We start from the raw sequence: 20,920 nt of genomic DNA on the forward strand, positions 1-20,920 counted from the left end.
TCGAAACCCTTGTGGGAGGCGTCGTAACCGATCTCCAGGATCTTCTCCCGGATGACACCCGGAATGTCGACGTAGGTGCTGGTGGACACCTCGCCCGCGACGTGGACCTGGCCGGTGGTGATCAGGGTTTCGACGGCGACCCGGCTCGTGTCGTCGTTCTTCAGCAGGGCGTCCAGGACGGCGTCGCTGATCTGGTCGGCGATCTTGTCCGGGTGGCCCTCGGTCACCGATTCGGAGGTGAACAGGCGGTGAGTCACGGCTGCCTCCTAGAAGGGCAGACGGCGACCTGACGGCGTGCGCAGGTCGAGGTGGACGGGTTCGGTCCGGGGCTTCGGCTTGCGGATCTGGGTCTGGCACATGGCACGTACTCCTGCTTGTCCGGTCAACCGGCCAGCGCGAGGGGGCGCCGGTCGCTGGTGAGCACTTCGAGGTGCAGTTGCTGCAGCTCGCGCGACGGTTCGACGCCGAGCTCGTCGTTGAGGATCCGCCGGGCGTCCCGGTAGGCCTGGAGCGCCTCGGCGCGCCGGCCGGCGCGGCCGAGCGCCTGGATCAGCCGCCCGTGGAACCACTCGTCGAGCGGGTGCCGGGCGACCAGGTAGCGCAGTTCGCCAACCAGCTCGCGATGCCGGCCGAGCCGGAGGTCGGCTTCGATGCGCAGTTCGAGGGTGCGCTGGTGCTGCTCGTCCAGGAAGACGGCGTGCGTGTCGAGCACGCCGCCGGTCGTCACGCCGGCGAACGCCGGGCCGGTCCACAGGTCGAGCGCCCGCTGCGCGGCGGCGGCGGCCTCGCCGGGACGCCCGGTCTCCAGGTCGCGGCGGCTCTGGCAGGAGAGCTCGCGGAAGACCTCGGCGTCCAGCGCGCCCGGCTCCACGTGGAAGGCGTAGCCGGCCCGGTTGGTGGTGAGCAGTTCCTCTCCTGGGGCGCCGAGGCGTTCGCGTTCGATGAGCCGGCGAAGCTGGTAGACGTACGTCTGCACGGTCGCGACCACGGTCTTGGGCGGGGCCTCGTCCCACAATTCGGTGACGATGTCGTCGAGGCTCACCGTGTGGTCGGCGCATATCAGCAGAAGCGCGAGAAGCTGCCGTAGCTTGGGCGGACCGGGCGTGCAGTCGCGGCCATCGTTGATGACGCGGAAAGTGCCTAGAACGCAGTAGTTCGTCATGTTTTGAAATTAGGTCTGCCCAGGTGGCGGGGCAAGTGGAGACCCACCAAAGATCGCCGCGCGTATCGAAGGGTGTAGGGGGGGTATCGAAAGTTATGGCCCCCCGGTCTCTTAATTTTCCCCCCTTATTGAAACGCCCTTTTCCGATTGAAACTCAGGGCATGAGCACTGTTACCGCCGCCCTTGACCGCGTTGCCGTGACCTCGCCGCTGAGCGTTCTCCGGCTCTGTTTCGCCGAGGCCCGCCCGTGTGTGCTGGTGATATTCCTCCTCAGGTTCCTTACCGGCGCGGCGATGTCCGGCGGGCGGCCCGACCTGGTGGCGGCCGCCCTGGTCTGGGAGGCGGCGGTCTTCTTCGTCTACCTCTACAACGGGGTCACCGACGTGCGCGAGGACCGGCTCAACGGATCCGGCCGGCCGATCGCCAGCGGCCTGCTGTCGCGCGGGGCCGCCGCCTGGATCGCGGTGTCCGCCGCGGTGTCCGCGCTGGTGGGCGGCCTCCTGCTCGGCGGCCCGATGGCCGCGGCGGTGTCCGTTCTGATCCTGCTGGGGCTGGCCTACTCGGGGCCGCCGTGCTATCTGAAGCGCCGGTCCGGCGGTGCCATGGTCACGGTGACCGTCGCGGGGCTGCTCACCTACTACATGGGCGAGGCCGCGGCCGTGCCGACGCCGAAGCTCCTGGTGCTCGCGCTGGTCATGTCGCTGTGGATGGGTCTGGTCGGCGCGACGACGAAGGACCTGTCCGACGCGGCGGGCGACGCGGCCGCCGGCCGGCAGACCATCGCCGTCACGCGCGGGGACCGGCGGGTGCGCTGGCTGGCCTCCGTCTCGGCCGTGACGCTCGGGGTCGTGTTCCTCGTCGCCGCCGTGGTGGTGGCACCCGAGCTGGTCTGGCCGGCCGTGATCATGCTGGTCGGCGCGGGGGCCGTGGCCGTGCTCGCCCTCGGTGACCTGTCCCAGGGTGACCGTGCGCGCCGGCGCCGGCCGTACCGCGCCTTCATGGTCACTCAGTACGGCGTACATCTGATGGCGATATTTGTATCGGTTGTCTAGTTGATGGCGATACGCAAGGATGGGGCGAAGGGTTCCTCTTCCTTTACCCAGCGGAGACGCCCATGCCCGCAGGGGGCGCAGCTCATCAGGCCGCCGAACGGCTTGAGGCGCGCCGCGCGCAGATCATGGAGACCTACCAGCGCGAGCTGGAACTCAAAGGCAGCCTGCTGGTCAGAGACCCCCACGCGCGCGGACAGCTCCTGCGGCACGCCGACCTCATCCTGGGCGACGTGATCAACAGCCTGCACGCGGGCAGCGTCCAGGTCGACGAGGGATACCGGCTCCTGGCCCTGGACATCGGCAGCAGCCGCGCCTCCCGCGGGGTGCAACCCAGCGAGTCGCTGATGGCGGCCTCCGCGCTGTTCGAGGCGATCGTGCTGGAGACGGTGACCGAGGTCCACGGCGGCGTCGAGGCCCTGCGCCTGGCCGTCCTGGCCCTGCACCGCAGCCTCATGCTGCGCATCACGGCGGCCTCGGCCTCCTACTCCGGCTACCTGCTCGGCAAACTGCACGACGCGCACCTCGACGAACGCAACCGCATCGCCAGGGAGCTGCACGACCGGGTGGGCAGCGCGCTCAGCATCGCGCACCGCCAGCTGGAGCTCTACGACGTCTACCGCGCCGGCGAGCCCGTCAAAGCCGCGAACCGGGCCGGCCGCGCCCAGGAGGCCGTCAAGCAGTCCATGCTGAGCCTGCGCGCGGTGACCTCCGACCTGAAGATGGACGACGTGCCCCAGAGCCTGGAGAAGGCACTGCTCGGCTACGTCGACACCGTGGCCGACCACGGCCCCGAGATCAGCCTGGGCATCAACGGCGACGAGACCTGGGCGCCGCCCACCGTACGGGACGAGTCCTTCCTGGTGATCCGGGAGGCGGTGCGCAACGCCCTGAGCCACGGCGCCCCCCGGCGGATCCTCGTCACCGTGGACATCGCCCCGCACGAGCTGCGCGCCATGGTCGACGACGACGGCAGCGGCTTCACCGACACCGACCTGGCCGCGTCCGACGGCATCGGACTAGCCTCGATCCGCGAGCGCGTCGACCTCCTGGGCGGCACGGTCACGTTCTTCAGCCGGCCGGGCGCCGGCACCCACGTCGAAATGGCCATCCCACTCCCTGGACACCGCGATGCGCCCAGCCAGTGACCCCACCACCGTCCTGATCGTCGACGACCACGCCCTGGTCCGCGAGGGGATCAGGGAGATCCTGGAGACGCACGAGGACCTCGTCGTCGTCGGGGAGGCGGGCGACAGCGAGAGCGCGGTGCAGCTCGCCGCCTCGACCCAGCCGCACGTCATCCTCCTCGACATCGAGATCCCCGGCGACGACGTGACCACCACGGTCGGCCGCGTCCACCGGCTCGCGCCCGGCACCAAGGTGATCATTCTCAGCATGTACGACGGCCCGCAGATGCTCCAGGCGCTGCTGGCCGCCGGGATCCACGCCTACCTGCTCAAGAGCGTCACCAGGCAGGAACTGGTGTCGGCCATTCGCACCGCCAGATCCGACGACGGCAGGGTGCTGCTCGCCGTGTCCCGTGAGAGTCTCTCCCAGATCCAGGCGCAGCCCGCCGGTCCGCTGTCCGACCGCGAACGCGAGGTGCTCGAACTCACCGCCCGCGCGCTCAGCAACGCCCAGATCGGCGCCCAGCTCGGGCTCACCGAGGCCACCGTCAAGCGGCACCTGCGCAACATCTACGTCAAGCTCGGCGCGGTGTCGCGGATCGACGCCGTCAACAAGGCGATCGCCGCCTCACTGATCACAGCGCCCAAGCCGCCCGTCGGCTGACTCCTGCTCGTCCCAGCCGACGGGGAAGCACGCCTCCAGCCGCTCGCTCTCGGCCGAGCCGACGGTCAGCCGCGCGGAGGTGACGTTCATCTCCAGGTGCAGGCCGTGCCGGGTGCTGGGCACCGGTACGACGCCGTCCTGCCGTGACAGCAGCCAGGCCAGGGCCAGCCGGGTGAGGCCGGCGCTCATGCCGGTGGCCACCTCGCCGGCGGCCCGCAGCCGCCACGCCTGCCGCCGGAGCCGGTCGGCCTGGAACCGATCCTGCCCCCGGCGTACGTCGCCGGACCCGAACGCCTCGGCCGAGGCGACGCGGCCGGTCAGCAGGCCGCGGCCGAGCGGCCGGCAGGCCACCACCTGGACGCCCAGTTCGCGGGCGGCGGGCAGCAGCTCCCGTTCGGCGCGGCGCTCCATCAGGGAGTACTCGACGGCCAGCGCGCCGACCGGGAAGGCCGCGTGCGCGCGGCGCAACTGCTCGGCCGACACCCCCGACAGGCCGATGGAGCGGATCTTCCCCTCCGCGACGAGGTCCGCGAGCACACCGAGGCTCTCCTCCAGCGGCACCCGAGGATCCACGCCGGCCAGGTAGTAGACGTCGATGTGGCCGCGGCCCAGCCTGCGCAGCGACGCCTCGCAGGCCCGGCGCAGGTAGCCGGGGCTGCCGTCGAGGCCGAGCAGCGCGCCGTCACGGTCGAAGCGCAGGCCGCCCCGGGTCGAGATCAGCGTGCCGTCGCCGCGCCCGCCGGAGACGGCCTCGCGGATCATCCGCTCGACGGCGCCGGCGGCGTAGTGGTCGGCGGTGTCGATGAGCGGGACGCCCATGTCCAGCGCGTTCCTGAGGGTGTGGACCGCCTCGCGTCGATCGGCAGACCCGTAACAGCCCGTCAAGGCCAGGGAGCCGAGTCCCACGGCGGCTCTAGCCAGCATGAGAACTCCACCGGTTCGAAAGGTAGAAGAGCCATGGTGCCGCACCCCGCTGAGGAACCACTGAAGAAACGAGCGTCCCGCGCCCTTTACCGGCTCTCTAGAGCGCGCTGCGACAGTCGATGACGTAGCCGACGAGGCAATGGAGGTCACATGTCCGCCCCCTGGTACAGGAACCGGCCACTGCTTCTCCTCGTGGTGGGGAGCCAGCTCAACACCATCGCGTTCTTCGCCACGCTGCCGTTCCTCACCCTGTACCTGTCCGACATCTCGACGCTCAACGCGGCCACCATCGGCGGCGTCGTCGGGAGCATCGCGCTGATCGCCGCGTTCGGCGGCTTTCTCGGCGGGATCGTGGCCGACCGGGTGGGCGCGTTCACGCTGATCAGAATCGGCCTGGTCGTCTACGTGGTCACCTACCTGGCGCTGGCCCTGACCAGCCGCCTCGCGCTGGTCATCGGGCTCATCGTGCTGCTGGGCGTGGCCCGGGTGCTGGTCGAGCCGTCGATGAAGAAGCTGCTGTCCCTGGCGTCGTCCGGTTCGGACGGGATCGCCTTCCGCCTCAGGTACGTCACGCTCTGCCTGGGCGCCATCGTCGGCCCGCTGATCGGGGCCGCGCTCTACGCGTTCGACGCCTGGCTCATCTTCGTCCTGCCCGTCGTCGTGTACCTGGTCTACCTGGGGTTCCTCACCGTCAACCGGGCCCGGCTGAGCGTGCTCGACCGCGGCGGCGAACGGGAGGGCCGCGACTGGGGGCACGCGCTGGCCGACCGGAGCCTGCTGCTGCTGATCGCCGCCGGATTCGTGATCTTCTTCGTCTTCTCCCAGTTCGAATCGATCTTCCCGCTGTTCGTCAAGGACGTGCGCGGCGCCGACGCGGTCACCTACTTCTCGGTGCTGCTCGCCGCCAACGCCGCGCTCGGCATCGTCATGCAGTTCCCGATCGCCTGGCTCGCGCGGCGGCTGCCGCAGCGGACCCTCGCGCTGATCGGGAGCGCCGCCTTCGCCGCGTCGCTGCTCCTGTTCAGCGGGCTGCCCCTGCACTGGGGGTTCGCCGCCGCCGGCGTGCTGCTCTGGACGGTCGGCGAGGCCGCGCTCATCCCGTTGCCGGACATCGTGATCCACGAGATCACCCCGGACTCCCGCAAGGGCACCTACTTCGGCCTGGCCGAGCTGCGCTACCTCGGCTTCTTCCTGGGGCCGCTGGCCGGCGGCGCGCTGCTCGGCATCGGCCCCTCCCTGTACTTCGCCGCGATGGCGGTGTTCGCCTTCGGCGGGTGGCTACTGATCAGAGCGCAGCCCGCTCATGAACCCGCGCCACCCGGCGGCCGGGACGCGACGGACGACGCCGGCCGCGAACCCGCCGGAGCCGCGGGCGAGCTCACCGGCAAGGACCGCGAACTCACCGGCAACGACCGCGAGCTCACCGGAATGGACCGCGAACTCGCCGGCTCCCGACTCGTCGGAAAGGAATGACATGAGCGAGCTGCTAATGGTGCACCGGATCCCCGGGTCGGTCACCCCGCTGGGAGACTGGCTCGCCGAGGTGGCCGACCGGGTCACGCTGGTCACCGGGGACGAGGCGTTCGGGCCCTACCGGGCCTCCTTCCCCCACGTATACGCCGTGCCCGGCTACTCCGACAACCCCGCCGTGGACGTGCTCCTCGACGAGGTCTGCCGGCAGCGGCCGATCTCCACCCTCGTCCACGTGACCGAGGACGACATCCTCAGGTGCGCCAGGGCCCGCGACCGGCACGACATCCCCGGCCTGCGCTACTCCGAGGCGCTGCCTTGGCGCGACAAGTACCTGATGAAGCAGCGGGTGCGGGCCGCCGGCGTGGCCGTGCCGGACTTCGCCGTCCCGCGCGACGCCGGCGAGGCGCTGGCCTTCGCCGGACGCGCCGGCTACCCGGTCGTCGTCAAGCCGCGCACCGGCTTCGCCTCGCACGGCGTCGAGCTGGTGCGCGACCCGGAGCGGCTGGCCGAGGTGGTCGGCGGCCGGGACCCGGACGACGTGCTGCTGGAGTCGTTCGTCCCGGGCGAGGTCTACCACGTCGACGGCTTCATGCACGAAGGCGAGATCCTGTACGTCTCGGCCTCGCGCTACATCAACAACTGCCTGTCCTTCCAGGACTCGGTGCCGCTGGGCAGCGTGCAGCTCGACCGCGACGACCCGGAGTTCGCCCGGCTGGCCGAGCTGGCCGGCCAGGTCGTCGCCGGCCTGCCGCCGGTCGATTTCAGCCCCTTCCACCTGGAGGTCTTCGCCGACGGTGAGCGGCTGGTCTTCTGCGAGATCGCCTGCCGGCTCGGCGGCGCGCACATCATGGAGACCCTCACCTACGCCACCGGCGTCAACCCGGCGCAGCTGTGGATCCGGCACCAGGCCGGCCTGGAGCACGGCCCCGGCGTACGGCTCGGCGACAGCGGCAGGAGCTACGGCTGGCTGCTCGTGCCCCCCAGGCGAGGACGGCTCACCGCGATCCGGGAGCCGGACGGCCACCCGTACATCAAGGACTTCATCGTCAAGACCGCCGTGCCCCGTGACTTCGACGGCGCGCACGGCAGCACCGACTCGTACCTCGCCTTCGTGGTCGAGGGCGACAACAGCGCGCAGGCCGAACAGCGGCTGCGCGCGTGCATCCGGTTGGCCGACACCATCACCGATTGGGAGGTGAGCGATGACGAGCTATGACTTCTCGGGCGTGCACGTCATGGCTGACGTGTACGAGATCGACAGGGACGCCGTGGACGACGAGGCGCTGATCATCAGCGGCCTCACCAGGGGCATCAACCGCTCCGGAGCCACTCTGTGCGGGACGCAGGTCAAGAGGTTCAGCCCCTCGGGGCTGACCGCCCTGTTCCTGCTCTCGGAGTCGCACGTGTCCGTTCACACCTACCCCGAGCAGAACTCGCTGTTCTTCGACGCCTTCACCTGCGGCAGCACCTGCGACCCGGTGTTGATCGTCGAGGAGCTCCTGGCGGCCCTCGGCCCCTGCAAGCACCGCATGAAGGTCGTCAACCGCGGCGTGGAAGAGGCACGGCACGCCGTCAACCTGGCCCTCGCCCTTCGCTGAGCTGGAGAGGAAAGACCGATGAAGCTCCGACACGAGCGGACGCTCATGAAGTTCGACCGGCAGCTGCCGATCTACAACTGGCTCTACCCCCTCAAGGGCCAGGAGCTGGAGGCCATCTCCTTCCGCGAGGCGCACGCCGTGCTCGACCCGGCGCCGATCAGGTCGCGGGCGCTGTACTTCCACATCCCCTTCTGCGACACCATCTGCACGTTCTGCATGCTCAGCCGGGGCCTGGGCTCCGAGGGCGACCCCATCATCGAGAAGTACACGCAGGCGCTGATCAAGGAGATCCGCCTCAAGGCGCAGATGGAGTCGGTGACCGCCGTCCCGCCGCGCGTCATCTGGTTCGGCGGCGGCACGCCCTCGACGCTGACGCCCGACCAGATCCGCCGGATCGGCCGCGCCATGCACGAGTCCTTCGACATGTCGCGGCTGGAAGAGTTCACCATCGAGTTCGAGGTCAAGAGCGTCACGCGGGAGAAGGTCGAGGCGTTCAAGGAGATCGGCGTCAACAAGGCGCGCTTCGGCCTGCAGACCTTCAACCCGAAGTACCGCGAACTGTTCAACATCACCGCCACGCTCGACCAGACCTACCGGGCGGTGGAGCTGTTCGGCGAATACTTCGACTTCCGCAGCTTCGACATCCTGTACGGCATGCACGGGCAGACCATGACGGAGTTCGCCCAGGACATCCAGGACGCCATCGACCTGGGCACCGAGTCGTGCGAGTTCTACCCGATCAACCACCTGGTGACGCAGAACACCCTGCACACCGGCTACAAGGGCGCCAACCTGCGGGCGCTCAGCTACGTGGAGAAGATGGGCATGACCGTCTTCCTCAACCACTACATGCGCAACTCGGGCTACAAGCTCTACAACGGTCACGGCTTCGCCCGGCTCGACGGCCCCGACCCGGAGCCGGCCGAGTTCACGACCAGGACGTACGGCAACAGGTACCACGAGTACTGCTGGGCCCACCACGACGACGATCTCGTCGGCTTCGGCGCCAGCGCCGTCACCCAGTCACTCGACTGGACGATCATGAACGACGAGAGCCGCACGGGTTACATCAACGGCCTGCTCGGCAACGACGACATCAAGGTCAAGGTCACCCGCTCGGACCACATCCCGTACGAGCGGGGCCTGGTGCTCCACCTGCCCTATCACGGCAGGCTGGACAAGAGCCGCGTCGCGTGGGACAAGATCGACCCCGAGGTGCTCGTCAAGCTGGACGAGCTCGTGCGGGAGGGCATGTTCGAGGACCGCCCGCACGAGTACGTCATCACCGAGCTGGGCTGGACCTGGTACGTCAACATGATGTACTACCTGTCCCCGTCCGGCGACCAGAAGATCCTCGACGACTTCATCGAGCTGCGCTCGCGCAACAAGGCCCTCGTCGACGGCGACCGGTCCATGACGCCGGTCGGCAAGGGCCGCCGGCTGCCCGTGGTGGCGACGTCATGACCACCACGCTGACCCGCAACCCCTACGTGGCGGGCGTCGACCGGGACTCCGCGCTGGCCCGCGCCCGTGAGCTGGCCGGCGACGGCATCGCGGCGAACATCGGCCACTTCGCGCCCGTCGCCCTCGACCGGGAGACGGCGCTGGCCAACACCGCCGAGTACGTGGAGCTGGCCAGGGAGATCTCCGCCGACCAGCCGTACAGCACCTGGCTGGAGGTCGACCTGCCGCACATCGGGCTGGACGTCTCGGTGGAGTTCTGCGCCGCCCGGCTGCTGGACATCGCCCGCGGCCTCGGCTCCGGCCGGTGGATCCAGACCGGCGCCGAGGACGGCGAGCACACCACGGCCGTGCTCGACACCGTGGAGCTGGCCTCCCGCCGGGGCGTGCCGATCCGCGGCTCCCTGCAGGCCAACCTCAGGCGCAGTCCGGGCGACGCCGACCGGCTCATCGCGGCCGGCGTGCCGCTGCGCCTGGTCAAGGGCGGCTTCGCCGAGCCGTCCCTGGTCGCCTGGCCGTTCGGTGAGGAGACGGACATGGCGTTCGTCGGCATCGGGCGGCGGATCCTGCGCGGCGGCCACGGCCTCACCATCGCCAGCCACGACCGGGTGATGCACGAGGTCTTCACCGGCACGCCGGTGGAGATGCTGCTCGGCGTCCGCCCCGGCGTGGCCCGGCGGCTCGCCGGACAGGGCAGGCGGGTCCGCCTCTACGTGCCCTACGGCACCGACTGGCACGACTACGTGGCCAAACGGGCCGACGACGCCCGCAAGGCCGAGGCGCTCCAACGGAGGTAGCCATGATCACCTCGACCCAGCCCGTCACCATCGGCGAGCCCGTCGTCGTCCTGGTCGACCCCGTGCTGAACGGCCGGCCGTTCAAGGACGCCTGCGCCGAGCTCGGCTACCCCGTCGTCGGCGTCTACACGATCGCGCCGGCCTCGCTCGACCGGATGTCGGCCGACCACGCCGACGGTGACGCGGCCACCCTCTACGGCAGCGAGCCGATCGACCTGGCCGGGCGGCTGGACACGCTGGCGCCGAGGGTGCACGCCGTCATCCCGGCCACCGAGCCCGCCGTCCACTCGGCCGCCGTCCTGGCCGACACCCGGGCGGTGCCGGGCAACCCGCTCGGCACCGCCCGCGCCCGGCGCGACAAGCGCGCCATGCGGGCGCTGGCCGCCGCCCGGGGGGTCCCCGTGCCCCGCTACGAGGTGGTAGGCGACCTCAGCCGGCTGCCGGAGGCCGCGGCCAGGATCGGCCTGCCGCTGATCGTCAAACCCGCCACCGGCGCCGGCTCCCACAACGTCTTCCTCGTCACCGACACCGGACGGCTGTCCGCGATCGCCGGGGCCGACCCCTGCGACCTGTTCGGCAACCCGATCGACGAATGGCTGGTCGAGGAGTACGTACGCGGGACCGAGTACGCGATCAACACCTTCAGCCACGACGGCCGCCACACCATCCTGGACGTCTGGGAGTACCGGCTGCCCGGCCCCGGCGACTACGACAACCCCTACTGGGACTTCGTCCAGGCGGAGCCCGACCCGGCCATCGAGAAGTTCGCGCTGGACGTGCTCGACGCCTTCGAGATCCGGCTCGGCCCCTGCCACATCGAGGTGAAGACCGGCGAGCGGGGACCGGCGCTCATCGAGATCGGCGCCCGGCTCCCCGGCGCGGGCATCCCGAGGCTGTGGGAACGGCACAGCACGTTCCGCCCCTACCACGACACGCTCGCCGTCTACCTGGGCCGCGAGCCCGCCGTCGCCGCCGCGCCGCCGCGCTTCGCCGCCCGGCTCGGCATGAGCTTCGTCCGCAACGACGGGCCGCCCGGCATCCTGTGCCGGCTCGCCGGGCTGGACGAGGTGCGGCGGCTGCCCGGCGTCGACACGGTCTTCCAGCAGGCCCGGGTGGGCGACCTCGTGCCCACCACCCGCGACCTGGGGACCGAACTCGTCAAGGTGCACCTCACGGCTCCCGACGGCCCGGCGCTCACCCGGCTCATCGCCCGCGTGCGCGACCTGATCACCGTCGACATCGAGCACGAGTGAGAGGGCTGCCATGCCAGCGGATCTCGTCCTTCTCGGCGGCCGGGTGCACGCGCCCGGCTACCCGTGGGCCGACGCGGTGGCGGTGCGGGCCGGCCGGATCACGGAGATCGGCACCGTCGCCGACCTCCGCCCGGCCATCGGCCCGCGCACCACGGTCATCGACACCACCGGCCGGCTCGTCCTGCCCGGCTTCCACGACGCGCACGCGCACCCCGTGGCCGCCGGGCTCCAGCTGAACCGCTGCGAGCTCGGCGGCGCGGCGAGCGCCGCCGCATGCCTCGACCTCGTCGCCGCCCACGCCGCGAGCCACCCCGGCCCGTGGATCCTGGGCGGCGGCTGGGTCGGCGCCCTGTTCCCCGGCGGCGCGCCGCACCGCCGCGACCTCGACCGCCTCGTCCCCGACCGGCCCGCCTACCTGCTCGACAGCGACCAGCACAACGCCTGGGTCAACAGCGCCGCCCTGGCGCTGGCCGGCGTCGACGCCACCACGCCCGACCCGCCCGGCGGGCGCGTCGGCCGCGACCCCGGCGGGGAGCCCGACGGCCTCCTGCACGAGAGCGCCGCCGAGCTGGTCGGCCGGCTCACCCCCCACCCCTCGGCCGACGACCTGCTCGCCGCGCTCACCACGGGCCGCGACGTGCTGTGGTCCCACGGCGTCACCTCCTGGCAGGACGCGCTCGTCGGCCCCTACCTCGGCCTGCCCGACACCTTCGGCACCTACCTGACCGCCGCCGGGCGCGGCCTGATCGACTGGCGGGTGGCCGGAGCGCTGTGGTGGGACCGCGACCAAGGCCCGGAGCAGGCCGACGACCTGGCCGAACGCCGCGCCGTCGCCCGCGCCTCCGGCTTCCGCGCCACCCACGTCAAGATCATGCAGGACGGCATCTGCGAGAACCGCACCGCCGCCCTCTTCGAGCCCTACCACGGCGGAGGCGGCAACGGCCAGGAGTTCCTGGAGCCGCAGGACCTGGCCGACGCGGTCGGCGCGCTCGACCGCCGCGGCTTCCACGCGCACATGCACGCCGTCGGCGACCGGGCCGTCCACCACTGCCTGGACGCCGTGGCCATCGCCCGGGCCAGGAACGGCAGCCAGGACACCCGGCACCACATCGCGCACGCCCAGGTCATCAGGCCCAGCGACGTGCCCCGCTTCCGGCGGCTCGGCGTGGCCGCGGCCGTCCAGCCGCTGTGGGCGGCGGCCGTGCCCCAGATGACGGAGAACATCATGCCCGCGCTCGGACCGCGCCGGTCGGGCTGGCAGTATCCCTTCGCCGACCTGCTGCGCTCGGGCGCCCGCCTGGCCGCCGGCAGCGACTGGCCGGTGAGCAGCCCCGACCCGCTGCACGGCATCCACGTCGCGGTCAACCGCACCCCGGCCACGCTCAGCGCGCCCTGGCTGCGGGAGGCGGCCCACGTGCCGCCGTTCCTGCCGTACCAGTCGATCCCGGTGGAGGCGGCCCTCGCCGCCTACACCATCGGGTCCGCCCACCTCATCGGCGTCAACACCGGCATCATCGCCCCTTCCCGTCCCGCCGACCTGGTCGTCCTCGATCGCGACATCCTCACCTGCCCCGCCGGGGAGATCGAGTACACCGAGGTCGAGCTCACCTTCGTCGCCGGCCGGGTCGTGCACTCCCGGCAACCCGCTTGGAGCCATCATGGATAGATCCATCACCTGGGACGACGGCGCCATCGTGGCCGTCGACCAGCGCGCCCTGCCGCACGCGTACCGCACGCTCCGCATCACCGGCACCGGCCAGTTGATCGAAGCCATCCAGGAGCTCGCCATCCGCGGCGCGCCCGCCCTCGGGGTGGCGGGCGCGCTGGGCGTGGCGCTCATCGCCCGCACCGCCCCTGACCACCGGACCGCCACCGAGGAGGCCGAGCGGCTGGCCGGGGCCCGGCCCACGGCCGTCAACCTGGCCCGCGGCGTGCACGGCGCCCTGGGCCTGCTCGGCCGCGGACCGGACGCGGTGCTGGCCCACGCGCTCGACCTGCTCGCCGACGACGAGCGGATCAACCGGGAGGCCTCCGCCCGGGCCGCCGACCTGGTGCTGCGGCTGTGCGAACGCCGCCCGCTGCGCCTGCTCACCCACTGCAACACCGGCCGCCTGGCCACGGTCGCCTGGGGCACCGCCCTCGGCACGATCAGGACACTGGCCGAGGCGGGACACGTCGGCGAGGTGCTCGCGGGGGAGACCCGGCCGCTGCTGCAGGGAGCGCGGCTCACCACCTGGGAGCTGGCCGAGGCCGGCATCCCCTACCGGCTCTGCGCCGACTCCGCCGGCCCCTTCGCCATCGGATCAGGGCTGGTCGACTGCGTCCTCGTCGGCGCCGACCGGGTCGCGGCCAACGGCGACGTGGCCAACAAGATCGGCACGTACGCGCTCGCCGTCGCCGCCGCCCGTCAGCGGATCCCGTTCATCGTCGTCGCGCCCGAGTCCACCGTCGACGAGAGCACCCCGGACGGCGCCCGCATCGTCATCGAGGAGCGGGGCGCGGACGAGGTCACCTTCTTCGGCGGGCGGCCCACGGCCACACCGGGCAGCGCGGTCTACAACCCGGCCTTCGACGTCACCCCGGCCGACCTGGTCACCGCCGTCGTCACCGAGACGCGGGTGCTCTCATGACCTGCTCCCGCCGTCTCAAGGAGGTCCGATGACCGTCCGGACGCCGCCGCACCTCGGCGACTCCATCGCCCGCGTCGCCCGCGGCCTCTACCTGCGCGGCTGGATGGAGGGCACGGCCGGCAACATCTCGGCCCGGCTCCCCGGCCGGCCAGGGCACGCGCTGATCACCGCCAGCGGCCTCAGCAAGGGAGAGCTGGACGCGGACTCGGCGGTCGAGGTCGAGGCGGGCACCGGCCGCCCGGCCCGGCCCGGCGGCCCCCGACCGTCGGCGGAGACCGTGATCCACGCCGCCCTCTATGACGGCGTGCCCGGCTGCCAGGCGGTCGTGCACGCCCACCCGCCCTACGCCACCCTCGTCGCCGCCCAGGCGGCGCGGCGCGGCGCGGTCTCGGTGAGCTTCGCCGACTTCGAGATCATCAAGGGGCTGGGCGGACGTGACCCCTTCGCCGTCACCGTCCCGGTGTTCCGCAACTGGGCCGACGTGCCGCGCATCGCCGCCGACATCACCGCCTTCCTCCGCCGCGAGGGCGACGACGCCCCACCCGTGCTGCTCATCGCCCACCACGGCGCCACCGCGTGGGGCCCCGACCTGGAGACCGCCCGCAACCGGCTGGAGTGCCTCGAACTCCTCTGCCGCCTCCACGTGCTCGACCGGCCAGAACGCACAGGCCCGCTTGGCCCGCGTGACGCGCTCGGCCCGCATGACCCGCATGACGCGCATGACCCGCGTGACGCGCTTGGTCCGCTTGGCCGGCGTAGCCTGCTTCACCCGCAGAACGAACGGAGCTGAACGATGTCCCTCCTGCAGATCATGACCGAGGACGGCGACGTCCTGACCCGCACCACCGATCCCGCCCGGATCGCCGCCGAGCTGGCCGAGCGGGGCGTCGCGTTCGAGCGCTGGGAGCTCAAGGGGCCCGGCGACCCGCTCACCGCCTACGCGGCGGAGATCGCCGCCCTGCGGCGGACCGGCGGCTACCGGCTGGTCGACGTCGTACGCCTGGACGCCGACGAGGTCGACCCCGACACCGCCCGCGCCGCCAGGGCCAAGTTCCTCGACGAACACGTGCACGACGAGGACGAGGTGCGCTTCTTCGCCGACGGCACCGGCTGCTTCTACCTGCACCTCGGCGACCGGGTCCACGCCGTCGTGTGCGAGGCCGGCGACCTGCTGTCCGTCCCGAGCGGCACCCGGCACTGGTTCGACACCGGCGCCACACCCCGCTTCACCGCCGTCCGCTTCTTCCAGGAGGAGGACGGCTGGCTCGCCGACTTCACCGGCGACCCCGTCGCCCGCCGCATCCCCACCCTCGACGAGCTGCTGGAGGCGACCCCGTGATCCGGCACGTCGTCCTCGACATCGAGGGCACGACCAGCTCGCTGTCACACGTGCGCGAGCGACTGTTCCCCTACTCGCGCCAGCGCGTCCACACCTGGCTGCGGCGCCCCGAGTCGGCCCGGATCGTGGCCGAGCTGCGCGACTTCCTGTCCCAGCCGCGCGCGGACGTGCGCCGGCTCGGGCACCAGCTCGTCAGGTGGATCGACGACGACGTCAAGGTGCCGCCGCTGAAGACGCTGCAGGGCCTCATCTGGCAGGAGGGCTTCGCCTCCGGCGAGCTGACCTCCCACGTGTACGACGACGTGCCGGCCGCCCTGAGGAGCTGGCGCGAGCAGGGGCTGACGCTGCACGTCTACTCCTCGGGGTCGCGGCTCGCCCAGCGGCTGTGGTTCCGGCACACGCAGCACGGAGACCTGCGCGGGCTGTTCAGCGGCAACTTCGACACCGTCGTGCCCGGAGCCAAGACCGATCCCGAGTCCTACTTCACCATCGCGTCGGTGCTGGAGGCCGAACCCGGGAGCATCGTCTTCCTGTCCGACTCGGTACCCGAACTGGACGCGGCGCGGACCGCCGGCTGGTGGACGGTCGGGGTGCGCCGCGACGGCGACGGCGAACCGTTCGACGGCGGCCACCCGTGGATCGGCGCCCTCGGCGAGCTGGACCTCACCACCGACCTCAAGCACACCCTCAACCAACACGGCGCCCCGGTGCCGAGCTCCTGACGCCGCCGCCCGCCGGGTCCTCGCATCACCCGGTGCGATCGGGGCAGATGGGGTTCCATGAGCGAGAACCCCCAGGACCTGCCCGACGCCCCGAACGGCCTCGGCGGCGAGAGCGACGTGGTCGCCGAGCGTTCCGGTGCCGACACGCCGAGGGCCGCCCGCCCCATCCCCGCCGACCCACCCGAGGCCCGCGACGAGCCCGGCCGTCCCGACCAGCCGGGCCAGCCGGGCCAGCCGGGCCAGCCCGAGGGGTCCAGTCCGCCCGAGGAGCCGGGCCAGTCTGAGGGGTCCGGCCAGCCTGAGGGGTCCGGCCCGGCCGAGGATTCCGGCCCATCTCAGCCGGGTGACGAGGAGCCCGCCGATGAGAACGAGCGGCCGGAACCGGCAGAAGCGGAGGAACCGGGTGGGGGCGGGGATCCCGCCGCCGGCCGGCCGGAGGTGCGGCCGGACACCGAACCGACGAGCTGAGCCGCCCGAGCAGGCGGACGTCAGACGGACAGGTGGTGGGCGCAGTCGTCGCGGTAGCGCAGCGTCAGGTCTCTGATCTTCTCCGGGTCGGCCAGCACGGCACGCGACACCGACGGCACGACCGCGTGCCGTACCCGACCGAACAGGCGGGCCAGGTCGGCGGGAGAGGCGCCCTGCGCGCCGAGCCCCGGAGCCAGGATCGGCCCGTTGAGGTGGTCGAGCGAGTGGTCGAGGGACGGCAGCGTGGCGCCGACGACCACGCCGACCGGGCCGAGCGGCGCGCGGCCCGCGTTGGCCGCCGCGACGCCGTCGAAGATCTGACCGGCGACCTTCGACTGCAGCGTGGCCGCCTCGGGGTTGGAGGTGCGGGCCAGCACGAAGACGCCGGCGTCGTTGGCGATCGCCGAGGTGATCGCGCCCTCCAGCGAGCCGAAGCCCAGATAGGGGCTGAGCGTCACCGCGTCGACCGCGAGCGGGCTGCCGTGGTCGAGATAGGCCTCGGCGTAGGCGGCCATCGTGCTGTCGATGTCGCCCCGCTTGGCGTCGAGGAGCACCAGCGTGCCCGCGTCGCGCAGGTCGGCGATGATCTCCTCGAGCACCGCGATGCCACGGCTGCCCCAACGCTCGAAGAACGCCGACTGCGGCTTGACCACCGCCGCGACGTCGCCCACGGCGTCGACCACCGTGCGGCAGAAGCGCTCCAGCCCGGCGGGCGAGTCGTCGAGGCCCCACGCCTCCAGCAACTCCGGGCTCGGGTCGATGCCCACGCAGAGTGGTCCGTACTTGTCGAGCCTGGCTCGCAGCCTGGTCCCGAACGGCTCATACATCACTGTGCCCCCCTCATGGACGTACGCAGAGTAATCCGGGCCGGCCACCTGCTGGAAGGGTTTCGACCGTGGCGGTATGGAACCCACGGTACTCATCCGGGCAGTCTTGCGGGTCACGCGGCCGGGGTAGATGACCCTTCATGTACGAGATCGCCCGCCGCACGCTGACGCTCGCCACCGAGCCGCCGGGTGAGGTGATCGTCGCCGTCGGGCTGCCCGTCGAGGAGCCGACGGGGGAGTGGTCGTGCCCCTACCGCATCGACGGCCTGGCCGGCTGGGAGCACGAACGCAAGGTCACCGGAGTCGACGCCCTGCAGGCGCTGGAGCTCGTGCTGGTGATGGTGCGGGCGGCGCTCGCCGGCTCGCCCGAGTTCAAGGAAGGGCTGCTGCGCTGGGACGAGGAGCCCGGCGGCCGGCGGGCGCAGACGGTCCACGTCAGCTGGGACAAGCACGTCGACGTCGCCTACATCGCGTTGAAGAGCGAGCTGGTGCCGGGCGAGGCCGTACGCCACGAGACGGTGGACGACATCGTCCTCGACTACGGCGACTCGGGTGAGCTGCTCGGCGTCGAGCTGCTGAACGCCACGATCCTGCTGCCGTCCGAGCTGCGTGTCTGACCGGACGGCGACCGGGGGCGACCGGGGGCGATCGGGGACGGTAGGACCGCGACCGGCCTCGGCGGCGAAGCGGTCGAGCCTCGATAATCGAGGAGTGCTTCCTCCCCGTATCGTGGCCACAGACCTGGACGGCACCCTCCTCGACTCCACCGGCTCCGTCTCCCCGCGCACCCGCCGCGCGCTCCACCTGGCCCGCGAGGCCGGCGCGGAGATCGTGTTCGTCACGGCCAGACCTCCGAGGGATGTCGACCCGATCGCCGAGACGGCCGGGGTCGGCGGCACCGCGATCTGCAGCAACGGCGCGATCGTGTACGACGCGGGCGCCCGCGAGATCGTCACCCGCCACGACCTCGACCCCGGCACCGCGGCGCGCATCGCCGACACGCTGGCGGAGGCGCTGCCCGGAGTGGCGTTCGCGGCCGAGACGGGCCATGGCGTGCTGGGCGAGCCGGGCTACGTCACGCGACACGCCCACGACCTGGCGCACTACCGCGAGGTGCCCGCCATCCGCGACGCGGGGCAACCCGTCGTCAAACTGCTGGCCTGGTCGGCGGCGCACGCGGTCGACGAGATGTTCACCGCGGCCGTGGCCGCCGTCGAGGGCCAGGCGGAGGTCACCCACTCGGGCGGGCGCGGCCTGCTGGAGATCAGCGCGCCGGGCGTGACGAAGGCGGGCACGCTCGCCACGATCTGCGCGGCGCGCGGCGTCGAGCCGGCCGAGGTGACGGCGTTCGGCGACATGCCCAACGATCTCGCGGTCCTGGCGTTCGCCGGAGCCGGCTACGCCATGGCCAACGCCCATCACCTGGTCCTCGCGGCCGTCGAGCGCCGCACGCTGTCGAACGACGAGCACGGCGTCGCCGTCATCCTGGAACGCCTCTACACCTGACCGCGGTCAGCCGCCACGCCTTCCACCTCGCGCCCGGCACCACCACTGAGCTGAGCTCTCGCGCCTCGTTCTTCGCCTGGCTCAGCAAGGGCATCTGTTAGCGTGCCGCTGTCGGGGCAGCGGTGCTCGGCACATCGAAGTGACGACAGCGCGAGGAGTGTGATGGCGCAGGCGGTGCCGTTCCTATGGCGGGTCCGGGTGACCGACTACAAGAGCATCGCCTTCTGCGAGGTCGACTGCACGCCGTTGCTGGTCCTGTTGGGGCCGAACGGAGCGGGCAAGAGCAATTTCGTCGATGCACTGTGTTTCGTGGTGGACGCGCTGGAGACGACGCCCGCTGACGCCGTGGCCAAACGCGGTGGCCTGGACGAGGTGATCCGCCGGGTGCCTGAGGCCGCCCCTCGATTCAGCCTCCATCTGGAGTTCACCGTTGAGACCCCTGCCGGGCACACGGGGGTCGAGTACGGCTTCACGCTGGGCCGCACCTCCACGAAGCATCGCTCGTTGGTGGTCGAGGAGGAGCACTGCCTCATCAGGCCTGATCCCAACGGGGAGATACGGCCGGAGATCCGGTTCGACGTGCGGGCCGGGAAGGTCACCCCAGATGGCAGGATCGAGCCTGACCGCCTGTACCTGCCACTCGCCGCGACCCGAGACGAGTTCAGCGAGGTCTACCACGGTCTGCGTGGCATGCAGTTCCACCACCTGGACACCGATGAGATGCGCCGTTTCCAGCAGGACCAGCGGACCGGGAGACTGGGCTTCTCAGGAGAACACCTTGGACCCGTGCTCGGTGAGCTCGCAGTCAGGCATCCGGTGTTCAAGGCGCGCCTCGACGACTATCTCGGAGCCATCGTCCCGGACGTGCTCGGTATGGACGAGCGGGTCATCGGCAGATATTCGACGGTGGAGTTGCGAACCCGTGGAGGGGCGCGTCCCTTTGGACCTGAGGCCATCTCCGAGGGGACGCTACACGCGGCGGGTGTGCTCGCCGCCTTGTTCCAGCCCTCCGTGTTGGACGAGCAGGCACCACTGGTGGTGATCGAAGAGCCGGAGACCTCGCTCCACCCTGCCGCCGCGGGAGCGTTGTTCGACGCCCTGACTGAGGCGAGCGAGCGCGTACAGGTCATCGTGACCACACAGAGTGCGGACCTGCTCGACCGTGACGACTTCGATCCGTCTTTCGTACGCGTGGTGAAGATGACCGGCGGGATCACCGGAATCGGGGAGATCGACGCGGTGAGTCGCCGGCTCGTCGAGGACAAGCGCACGACGCTCGGCGAGTTGATGCGCGGCGGTCAGCTCCAGCCGGAGGTGGGCGAATGACCGGACCGGTGACGATCGTCTCCATCGTGGAGGGTGACGGGGAAGTGACCGCACTACCCGTGCTGCTGCGCAGGATCGCCGCGGGTATGTCGGTCTGGAACATGCGGACCCCTCCGCCACGTCGAGTCCCCCGAAGCAAACTGATCGCTCCGGGCGGGATCGAGGATGCCGTCCTGCAAGCCTCCTATCAACTGGGCGCCCGGGCGGGATCCTGCTGTTGATCGACTCCGATGACGATTGCCCCGCCTCCCTCGGGCCCGCGCTTTTGGAGCGGGCGAGGCTGGCACGTGGTGACCGGGAGACCTCGGTGGTGCTGGCACATCGGGAGTTCGAGGCCTGGTTCTTGGCCGCGGCGTCCTCGCTGGCAGGGTGCAGAGGACTTGCCGATCCACTGGATCCGCCCGTGAACCCGGAAGGGATACGTGGAGCGAAGGAGTGGCTCTCCGCCCGCAAGACCGACGGCACGCCCTACAAGCCGACCGTGGACCAGGCGGCATGGCCGGCACGTTCGACCTGACCGAGGCGCGCAAGCTCGCGCCCTCCTTCGACAAGTTCTGCCGGGACGTCGAGCGACTCCTGCGAGGCGGCTCTTGA

Annotated in this window: 22 protein-coding genes; 18 read left to right on the forward strand and 4 right to left on the reverse strand. The window is 71.4% G+C overall.

Features of this window, described 5'->3' with window-relative positions; all coding sequences use genetic code 11:
- Both AC5L3X_RS30585 and AC5L3X_RS30590 read right to left on the reverse strand, forming a co-directional pair.
- On the reverse strand, positions 1-257 hold a 257-nt coding region (locus AC5L3X_RS30585), incomplete at its 3' end, for an S-adenosylmethionine synthetase N-terminal domain-containing protein (RefSeq protein ID WP_494861566.1).
- A 125-nt stretch (positions 258-382) separates the two neighbouring features.
- Complete coding sequence (locus AC5L3X_RS30590; protein ID WP_494861567.1) at positions 383-1,162, reverse strand: AfsR/SARP family transcriptional regulator; 780 nt, start codon at positions 1,160-1,162, stop codon at positions 383-385.
- 161 nt (positions 1,163-1,323) lie between these two features.
- On the opposite strand from AC5L3X_RS30590, the gene AC5L3X_RS30595 reads away from it, so the two are divergent.
- The 3 genes from AC5L3X_RS30595 to AC5L3X_RS30605 all read left to right on the forward strand — a co-directional run bounded on the left by AC5L3X_RS30595 (position 1,324) and on the right by AC5L3X_RS30605 (position 4,002).
- A complete protein-coding gene (locus AC5L3X_RS30595; protein ID WP_494861568.1) occupies positions 1,324-2,214 on the forward strand; it encodes a UbiA family prenyltransferase in 891 nt (296 codons plus the stop codon).
- Between the two features lie 62 nt (positions 2,215-2,276).
- A complete protein-coding gene (locus AC5L3X_RS30600) occupies positions 2,277-3,359 on the forward strand; it encodes a sensor histidine kinase (RefSeq protein ID WP_494861569.1) in 1,083 nt (360 codons plus the stop codon).
- On the forward strand, positions 3,343-4,002 hold the full coding sequence (locus AC5L3X_RS30605) for a response regulator transcription factor (protein WP_494861571.1): 660 nt from the start codon (positions 3,343-3,345) through the stop codon (positions 4,000-4,002). The genes AC5L3X_RS30600 and AC5L3X_RS30605 overlap by 17 nt, the downstream gene beginning before the upstream one ends.
- On the opposite strand, the gene AC5L3X_RS30610 is transcribed toward AC5L3X_RS30605, so the two are convergent.
- Positions 3,967-4,926 (reverse strand): aldo/keto reductase, encoded by a 960-nt coding sequence (locus tag AC5L3X_RS30610; RefSeq protein WP_494861573.1) that lies wholly within the window; start codon positions 4,924-4,926, stop codon positions 3,967-3,969. The two genes, AC5L3X_RS30605 and AC5L3X_RS30610, sit on opposite strands and share 36 nt — an antisense overlap.
- Positions 4,927-5,076: 150 nt before the next feature.
- On the opposite strand from AC5L3X_RS30610, the gene AC5L3X_RS30615 reads away from it, so the two are divergent.
- Genes AC5L3X_RS30615 through AC5L3X_RS30670 form a run of 12 tightly spaced genes read left to right on the forward strand, consistent with a single transcriptional unit; the run spans position 5,077 to position 16,667 of the window.
- Positions 5,077-6,399: an MFS transporter gene (locus AC5L3X_RS30615; protein WP_494861574.1), complete on the forward strand. Its 1,323-nt coding sequence runs from the start codon at positions 5,077-5,079 to the stop codon at positions 6,397-6,399.
- A 1-nt stretch (position 6,400) separates the two neighbouring features.
- Positions 6,401-7,615 carry an ATP-grasp domain-containing protein gene (locus AC5L3X_RS30620; protein WP_494861576.1) on the forward strand — a complete coding sequence of 405 codons (1,215 nt, stop codon included), beginning with the start codon at positions 6,401-6,403 and terminating at the stop codon, positions 7,613-7,615.
- Positions 7,602-7,997, forward strand: a complete 396-nt coding sequence (speD, locus tag AC5L3X_RS30625) for an adenosylmethionine decarboxylase (RefSeq protein WP_189128025.1) — start codon at positions 7,602-7,604, stop codon at positions 7,995-7,997. Before AC5L3X_RS30620 ends, speD begins: the two co-directional genes overlap by 14 nt.
- Before the next feature lie 18 nt (positions 7,998-8,015).
- Positions 8,016-9,461: a radical SAM protein gene (locus AC5L3X_RS30630; RefSeq protein WP_494861578.1), complete on the forward strand. Its 1,446-nt coding sequence runs from the start codon at positions 8,016-8,018 to the stop codon at positions 9,459-9,461.
- On the forward strand, positions 9,458-10,255 hold the full coding sequence (locus tag AC5L3X_RS30635) for a hypothetical protein (protein WP_494861579.1): 798 nt from the start codon (positions 9,458-9,460) through the stop codon (positions 10,253-10,255). Before AC5L3X_RS30630 ends, AC5L3X_RS30635 begins: the two co-directional genes overlap by 4 nt.
- Positions 10,256-10,257: 2 nt before the next feature.
- Complete coding sequence (locus tag AC5L3X_RS30640) at positions 10,258-11,508, forward strand: ATP-grasp domain-containing protein (RefSeq protein WP_494861580.1); 1,251 nt, start codon at positions 10,258-10,260, stop codon at positions 11,506-11,508.
- Positions 11,509-11,518: 10 nt separating this feature from the next.
- Complete coding sequence (locus AC5L3X_RS30645) at positions 11,519-13,174, forward strand: amidohydrolase (RefSeq protein ID WP_494861582.1); 1,656 nt, start codon at positions 11,519-11,521, stop codon at positions 13,172-13,174.
- Positions 13,167-14,138 carry an S-methyl-5-thioribose-1-phosphate isomerase gene (gene mtnA, locus AC5L3X_RS30650; protein WP_494861584.1) on the forward strand — a complete coding sequence of 324 codons (972 nt, stop codon included), beginning with the start codon at positions 13,167-13,169 and terminating at the stop codon, positions 14,136-14,138. Before AC5L3X_RS30645 ends, mtnA begins: the two co-directional genes overlap by 8 nt.
- Positions 14,139-14,166: 28 nt before the next feature.
- Positions 14,167-14,928 carry a methylthioribulose 1-phosphate dehydratase gene (gene mtnB / locus AC5L3X_RS30655; RefSeq protein WP_494861586.1) on the forward strand — a complete coding sequence of 254 codons (762 nt, stop codon included), beginning with the start codon at positions 14,167-14,169 and terminating at the stop codon, positions 14,926-14,928.
- A 3-nt stretch (positions 14,929-14,931) separates the two neighbouring features.
- The gene (locus AC5L3X_RS30660) at positions 14,932-15,477 is read left to right on the forward strand and encodes a 1,2-dihydroxy-3-keto-5-methylthiopentene dioxygenase (protein ID WP_494861588.1); all 546 of its coding nucleotides are present in this window, start codon (positions 14,932-14,934) and stop codon (positions 15,475-15,477) included.
- Positions 15,474-16,199 carry an acireductone synthase gene (gene mtnC / locus AC5L3X_RS30665; protein ID WP_494861590.1) on the forward strand — a complete coding sequence of 242 codons (726 nt, stop codon included), beginning with the start codon at positions 15,474-15,476 and terminating at the stop codon, positions 16,197-16,199. Before AC5L3X_RS30660 ends, mtnC begins: the two co-directional genes overlap by 4 nt.
- A gap of 57 nt (positions 16,200-16,256) precedes the next feature.
- Complete coding sequence (locus tag AC5L3X_RS30670) at positions 16,257-16,667, forward strand: hypothetical protein (RefSeq protein WP_494861592.1); 411 nt, start codon at positions 16,257-16,259, stop codon at positions 16,665-16,667.
- A gap of 20 nt (positions 16,668-16,687) precedes the next feature.
- Here the strand turns inward: AC5L3X_RS30670 and pyrF are convergent, their stop codons facing one another.
- Positions 16,688-17,494: an orotidine-5'-phosphate decarboxylase gene (pyrF, locus tag AC5L3X_RS30675; RefSeq protein WP_225262986.1), complete on the reverse strand. Its 807-nt coding sequence runs from the start codon at positions 17,492-17,494 to the stop codon at positions 16,688-16,690.
- A gap of 140 nt (positions 17,495-17,634) precedes the next feature.
- Between pyrF and AC5L3X_RS30680 the strand changes: the two genes are divergently transcribed.
- The 3 genes from AC5L3X_RS30680 (at position 17,635) to AC5L3X_RS30690 (ending at position 20,326) form a co-directional block, all read left to right on the forward strand.
- Positions 17,635-18,111, forward strand: coding sequence for a DUF2283 domain-containing protein (locus AC5L3X_RS30680; RefSeq protein ID WP_494861594.1), 477 nt, complete (start codon positions 17,635-17,637; stop codon positions 18,109-18,111).
- Positions 18,112-18,205: 94 nt separating this feature from the next.
- Positions 18,206-19,000, forward strand: a complete 795-nt coding sequence (locus AC5L3X_RS30685) for a Cof-type HAD-IIB family hydrolase (protein WP_494861596.1) — start codon at positions 18,206-18,208, stop codon at positions 18,998-19,000.
- A gap of 162 nt (positions 19,001-19,162) precedes the next feature.
- The gene (locus AC5L3X_RS30690) at positions 19,163-20,326 is read left to right on the forward strand and encodes an AAA family ATPase (protein ID WP_494861598.1); all 1,164 of its coding nucleotides are present in this window, start codon (positions 19,163-19,165) and stop codon (positions 20,324-20,326) included.
- Positions 20,327-20,920: the final 594 nt, after the last annotated feature.

Source organism: Nonomuraea sp. CX421 (assembly GCF_059358955.1).